Raw genomic sequence first — 4,558 nt, forward strand, 5'->3', positions numbered from 1 at the left:
CTGAGCGCCCACTTCTTCGCCAGTTCCTCCAGTTCCACGGAGGAGGGCATCGAATCCGGGCATTCCTGCATCCGCTCCGCCCAGAGGATCAGGTTCTCGTCGGAGGGCCGGGTCTGCTCCCACTCCTCCCGTGCTTGATCCAGCGGCAGGCTCGGGTCGGTGATCCACGCCAGTTGCGACATCACGACCTCCTCCGCCTGCTTCCGGGCCACCGTCAGCCGGGCGACCTTCTGCAAGAAAGTCTCCCCCCGACGGTCGCTCCCCGCCAGCATTGACGCGAGGTTCGTCACCTGCGCCTGCATCTCCAGGCCCAGCGCCTCGAAGAACGCCGCCGGATCGCTCATCTCCGCCACCCGGCTCGGGGCCGTCGCCTGCCAATGCGACAGCGCCATCTGCCCGTACTTGTTCATCGCCTGCCGTAGCCTCCCGAGCCGCGGTGAGCGCGGCGTCGGCCGCGGGCTCGTCGAGCCCCCACAGATCGAACTCCAGTTGCCCCGGCCAGGGCTTCCGGGATCGCTGCCGCGCCATTCGCCGTCACCGCCCGCGCCCTACTGCTCCGCCGCGAGATGGGCGTAGAACTCGTCCTCGATGGCCTGCCTGCGAGCCACGTCGTCCTTGACGAACTGCGTGAAGTCGGCATCCCGGTCGGGGATCACCGTCTCCACCAGCATGGGATGCTCGTCCTCGCCCGGCCACACCGCCTGCCGCGTCGGACGGTCGGTGTTGAGCTTCGTGCCGCACGCGGTCACCGCGTCCCGAAGCTGCGGCACGAACGCCCAGAAGTCGCGCCACCAGCCGAACGGTGCCGAGCCGTGCTGCTTCTTGTCGTAGGCGTTGAGGTAGTGCTGCCGCAGCGCCGACAGCGGCCACACCAGCTCCGGGTGCCGATGCCAGAACGGCGGCACGACGTTCACGCTCAGGCCGAACTCGTGACGCAGCCAGTTCACGAAGGCGTTCAGCTCCAGCCACTCCACCTGCGCCTCGGCCGCGGTCAGGATGTTCCAGTTGACGGGGCGCGGCGGCTCCGGCGTGTCCTTCGCCTCGGCGTCCGGCTCCTTGGCCGGCCTCGGCGAAGGTGTCACCGGCTCGGGCTCCGGTTCCTCGAGCGGAGGCACATCGAAGTCGGGGTCATCGGGCGGGAACAGCGTCTCGTCGGTGGTCATGACGCGGCCTCACAGCGTCATCGGACGGGGTTACGGTTGCTGGGGGATGGTCGGGTCTGGCGCTTCGATGGCTGCGCTCTCGACGTGCTGCGTGCGCGAGCGGCCGCGATCGACGGCGTAGCTCGTGCGGGCGGCATCGGGGCCGATGTGCGTGGCGATGAACTCCTCGCCGCTGATCGTCTCGCCGTTCTTCTCGTAGCTGAACTTCTGGACGTGCCCGCTGGCGACGAAGGTGTCGCCGCGCGCGAACTTCTCGTAGGCGTGCTCCGCGGTCTTCCGGAACATCTTGAACGGGTAGAACTTCGTCTCGCCCTGGGTGAACGAGCCGTCCGGGTTGCGCTCGAACTGCTCCTGACCGATCCAGGCGAACAGTCGCGCCTCTCCTTTCTCGTTGAAGGACAGTTGCGGGTCGCTGGCGAAGAAGCCCCACAGGGACTCTTTGGTTCGCATCGGGATGCTCCTAACTTCTCCTGCCGAGAGAGGACTGCTACCCGATAGGTGCGCAAGCTCGACCGTCCGCGCCCCGGGCTACTGTGATGACATGGCTGAGAGGCGAGCGTCGCCTGGGCAGAGAACGCTGTAGGGACTCTTCGGAAATGTCCATTTCGTGGAGGAAATGTCCACGAGATGTCTATCCGGGACATCTTCCGGGAGGATCGCGGGTCGAAGAGCGAAGGTGCAAGCGCGAGACCGAGTACAGCCACTGATGTATAGTCAGCATGTGCTGACTATTGCCGATCGACTCGATGTGATGAACCGGCTCGGCCGAGCTATGGCCGACCCGACCCGCTCTCGGATCCTCCTGACCCTCTTGACCGGCCCGAGTTATCCGGCGGTGCTGTCTCGTGATTTGGGGCTGTCCCGCTCGAACGTGTCGAACCATCTGACGTGTCTGCGCGGGTGCGGGATCGTGGTGGCTGAGCCCGAGGGCCGGCAGACCCGGTACGAGGTCGCAGACCCGCACCTCGCGCGCGCGCTGACGGCGCTGGTTGATGTGACGCTCGCGGTCGACGAGAGCGTGCCATGCATGGACCCGGACTGCGGGGTCGAGGGCTGCGTGGCGGGGGAGGTTCGGGCGTGAGCGCGGTCACGGGCTCGCAAGCCGAACACGTCGACCTCGACGACGATGATGACGATCACCGGCCGTGGTATCGGAGCCCGAGCGTTCTGATCCCGATCGCCTCCGGCGTCGCGTTCGCCGCCGGTCTGGTGTGCGAGTGGACCGGCGCGGAGACCGCGGGTCTGGTGTTGTTCTGGATCGGTCTGCTGCTGGGCGCGTACACGTTCGTGCCGGGCGCGCTGCGCAAGCTGTTCACCAAGGGCAAGCTCGGTATCGGCCTGCTCATGACGATCAGCGCCACCGGGGCGGTGATCCTCGGCTACGTCGAGGAGGCCGCCGCGCTGGCGTTCTTGTACTCCATCGCGGAGGCGCTGGAAGACAAGGCCATGGACCGCGCCCGCGCAGGGCTGCGGGCACTGTTGAAGCTCGTGCCCGACACCGCACTCGTCAAGGGCGGCGACGCCACCACGGAGGTGGAGGCGAAGGAGCTGCGTGTCGGCGATGTGCTCGTGGTCCGGCCGGGCGAACGGATCGCGACAGACGGCATCGTGCGTGCCGGGCGGAGCAGCCTGGACACGTCCGCGATCACAGGCGAGTCGATCCCGGTCGAGGTCGAGCCCGGCATTGACGTGTCGGCCGGGTCGATCAACACCACCGGCGTCCTCGAGGTCGAGGCCACCGCCGCTGGCACCGACAACTCGCTCACCACGATTGTGGAACTGGTCGAGCAGGCGCAGGCCGAGAAGGGCGACCGCGCCCGTCTGGCCGACCGGATCGCCCGCCCCCTCGTTCCTGGCGTGATGATCCTCGCCGTGCTCGTCGGCGTCCTCGGTTCGCTGCTCACCGGTGACTGGGAGTTGTGGATTACCCGCGCTCTGGTGGTCCTGGTCGCTGCCTCGCCCTGCGCGCTCGCGATCGCCGTCCCGGTCACCGTGGTCTCCGCGATTGGTGCGGCCTCCAAGTTCGGCGTGGTTGTGAAGTCCGGTGCCGCCTTCGAGAGGTTCGGTGGCATCCGCCATCTCGCCGTCGACAAGACCGGCACCCTCACCCGCAACGAGCCCACCGTGACCCGTGTGGTCACCACCGGGGCGACCGAGGCTGACGTGTTGGCGTGGGCGGCGAGCCTGGAAGGCCACAGCACGCACCCCCTCGCCGCAGCGATCACCAACGCGGTTCCCGACGCTCCGACCGCCGCAGACGTCACCGAGACCGCCGGGCACGGCATTGCCGGCACCCTCGACGGCGCGCGTCTCGCCGTGGGAAGCCCGCGGTGGCTGGGTGCCGGAGCAATGGCCACCGCCGTGGAAGCGATGGAGTCCGAGGGGATGACGGTCGTCATCGTCCATCGCGACGACAAGCCAGTCGGCGCGATCGGGGTGCGGGATGAACTGCGCCCCGAAGCGCCCGAGGTCATCGCCACGCTGAACCGCCGCGGAATCGGGGTAACGATGCTCACCGGGGATAACACCCGCACCGCGGCAGCCCTGGCTGCACAGGCCGGGATCACCGACGTGCGCGCCGAACTGCGCCCCGAGGACAAGGCTGCCGCTGTCACGGAACTGTCGAAGTCGCAGCCCACCGCCATGATCGGAGACGGCATCAACGACGCCCCCGCTCTCGCAGCCGCCGACCTAGGAATCGCGATGGGAGCCAAGGGCGCCGATGCCGCGATCGAATCCGCCGACGTCGCATTCACCGGACACGACCTGCGCCTCATCCCGCAGGCCCTCGCTCACGCCCGCCGCGGCCGCAGCATCATCAACCAAAACGTCGTGCTCTCCATCGCGATCATCGCTGTTCTGCTGCCGCTGGCGATCACCGGCATCCTCGGGCTCGCCGCCGTCGTGCTCGTCCACGAGGTCGCCGAAGTCATCGTCATCCTCAACGGCCTCCGCGCAGCACGGCGCACACAGGCATGACCGCGCTAAGTGACGGCCTCCCACCCGAGAAAGCGGATGCTGTTGCGAGTTCCGCCGGCCCTGTCGGCGCGCGTGCGCGACCCCGACTGCTCCTGCTCGCGGTCGCCGTTGCCGCCGGTGCCGTGCTGATCGACCAAGGCACCAAAGCACTCGCTCTCGCAGAGCTCAGCGAGCAAGACCGCATCCCGCTCCTCGGAGACTGGCTCGGCCTACAGCTCGCGTTCAATCCCGGCACGGTCATGTCCTTGGGGTCTGACTCGACCTGGCTGCTCACCCTCATCGCGTCTGCGGCATCCGTGGCGCTGCTCGTCGCCGCCACGCGCGCCCGCACCGCCGGGTGGGCGGTCGCGATTGGCCTGCTATGGGGCGGCGCGGTCGGCAACCTCCTGGACCGCCTGCTCGCCCCACCCGGATTC

The 4,558-nt window shown here is 68.3% G+C and carries 6 protein-coding genes; 3 read left to right on the forward strand and 3 right to left on the reverse strand.

Translation table 11 applies throughout. The features are described 5' to 3' along the window. From Q1V87_RS02020 to Q1V87_RS02030, 3 genes are all read right to left on the reverse strand, one after another. Window positions 1–410 (reverse strand): hypothetical protein (locus tag Q1V87_RS02020; protein WP_300590633.1); only part of this gene is annotated, 410 nt, incomplete at its 3' end. Window positions 411–548: 138 nt separating this feature from the next. After that, window positions 549–1,163, reverse strand: coding sequence for a hypothetical protein (locus Q1V87_RS02025; protein WP_102209673.1), 615 nt, complete (start codon window positions 1,161–1,163; stop codon window positions 549–551). A gap of 30 nt (window positions 1,164–1,193) precedes the next feature. Further along, on the reverse strand, window positions 1,194–1,613 hold the full coding sequence (locus Q1V87_RS02030; protein WP_300590634.1) for a single-stranded DNA-binding protein: 420 nt from the start codon (window positions 1,611–1,613) through the stop codon (window positions 1,194–1,196). Between the two features lie 271 nt (window positions 1,614–1,884). Between Q1V87_RS02030 and Q1V87_RS02035 the strand changes: the two genes are divergently transcribed. The 3 genes from Q1V87_RS02035 to Q1V87_RS02045 all read left to right on the forward strand — a co-directional run. Further along, entirely contained in the window at window positions 1,885–2,244 is a 360-nt protein-coding gene (locus Q1V87_RS02035; protein ID WP_045246602.1) for a metalloregulator ArsR/SmtB family transcription factor, read from the forward strand. After that, on the forward strand, window positions 2,241–4,142 hold the full coding sequence (locus tag Q1V87_RS02040) for a cation-translocating P-type ATPase (protein WP_300590635.1): 1,902 nt from the start codon (window positions 2,241–2,243) through the stop codon (window positions 4,140–4,142). The genes Q1V87_RS02035 and Q1V87_RS02040 overlap by 4 nt, the downstream gene beginning before the upstream one ends. Further along, window positions 4,139–4,558: signal peptidase II (locus tag Q1V87_RS02045; RefSeq protein WP_300590636.1), on the forward strand; the 420-nt coding region annotated here is incomplete at its 3' end. The genes Q1V87_RS02040 and Q1V87_RS02045, both read left to right, overlap by 4 nt.

The organism is Microbacterium sp. (assembly GCF_030149085.1).
In the GTDB taxonomy this organism is placed as follows: Bacteria; Actinomycetota; Actinomycetes; order Actinomycetales; family Microbacteriaceae; genus Microbacterium.